The following is a 1,428-nucleotide window of genomic DNA, read 5'->3' as shown; positions in this document are numbered from 1 at the left end:
ACCTATGAGGGGCCAACTTCTAATACATTGGAGTACGCTTTTGATGATTGGAATGCGGCACAATTTGCCAAGGCTCTTGGCTATGAAGAGGATTATGATTATTTTACAAGACGTGCTTATAATTATAAAAATGTTTTCGATTCGGAAACGAAATATGTCCGGCCGAAATATAGTGATGGAACGTGGATGCCGGATTTTGAACCTATTAATAAAGATGAGCATTCTACCAGTTGGTCGTGGCTGGGCTCTGGATTTGTAGAAGGTAACTCGTGGCAATATACGTGGATGGTACCTCATGATATGAATGAGTTGGTTAAGATGATTGGTAGGGAAGAATTTAACCGTCGGTTAAATGAAGGATTTGAAATTTCTTCTGAATACAGTTTCTCTCCTCCGGGTGATAGGTTCAGTGCGGCTTATGTGAATCACGGTAATCAACCGTGTATGCAGGCGGCTTTTCTGTTTAATTATTCTGGAAAGCCTTGGTTAACGCAGTACTGGGCACGAGAAATGATGAATAAATATTATGGCTCGACCCCTATTCATGGTTGGCCGGGTGATGAAGACCAGGGACAAGGTGGAGCTTGGTTTGTAATGGCTGCAATGGGGCTGTTTGAAGTGAATGGAGGAGGCTGTGTGGAGCCTTTTTATGAGATTAGTTCGCCATTATTTGAGAAGGTAACCATTCATTTGGATGAAAAATACTATAAAGGTGGTAAGTTTGTAATTGAAGCAAAAAATGTGTCCAATGAGAATCGGTATATACAATCTGCCAAATTGAACGGGAAGAAACTTTCTAAACCTTGGTTCTATCACTCTGAACTGGTAAATGGGGGGGAACTGGAGTTGATAATGGGGAAAAAGCCTAATTATAAATGGGGAAGTAGGCCGCAAGATGCTCCACCTTCCATGTCTTCCAATACCCAGTAAAAAATCAATATGTGTATTGTTTAATTGATTAATACATTAAGAATGAAAAAAATAAATTTGATTATGTTGTTCTTTTTGAGTATGTTCGCAACTTTAGATGGTCATACTCAAGTGAGGGGTGGAGAACTAGGAGGGTTGACTACTATTCAAGAAGGTGTCCGTAACCGTAGAATAAGTAGTGCCGATAAAACGGGGAATAATAATGATAATGTAGGTCCTATAAAACCAGGAGAGAAATGGAGTGTTGATATTCCGGGTACTGGTATTATTAACCATATTTGGTTTACTATTGCCCCGATGCATATTATGAGAAATGATCTCATATTCAGGATATATTGGGATGGACGGTCTACTCCTTCAGTAGAGTCTCCGATTGCTGCTTTTTTTGGAAATGGATGGGACGAGCATTATGAATATGCTACACTCCCATTGGCAGTTGGTCCTACAAATGGGACTGGTTTGGTTTCTTATTTCCAGATGCCTTTTGCCAATGGTGCC

At 40.1% G+C, this 1,428-nt stretch carries 2 protein-coding genes; both read left to right on the top strand.

Annotated features, from left to right (window positions below; all coding sequences use genetic code 11):
• On the top strand, positions 1 to 930 hold a 930-nt coding region (locus tag AB5213_RS17030; protein ID WP_368277020.1), incomplete at its 5' end, for a glycoside hydrolase family 92 protein.
• Between the two features lie 24 nt (positions 931 to 954).
• A partial coding sequence (locus AB5213_RS17025) for a DUF2961 domain-containing protein (RefSeq protein WP_368277019.1) occupies positions 955 to 1,428 on the top strand: 474 nt, incomplete at its 3' end.

Source organism: Coprococcus sp. RTP21204st1_G4_RTP21204_210225 (genome assembly GCF_040915385.1).
In the GTDB taxonomy this organism is placed as follows: Bacteria; Bacillota; Clostridia; order Lachnospirales; family Lachnospiraceae; genus Allocoprococcus; species Allocoprococcus comes.
Note: the sequence above shows the minus strand (reverse complement) of the source record. Positions and strands in the feature narration are given on the sequence as shown.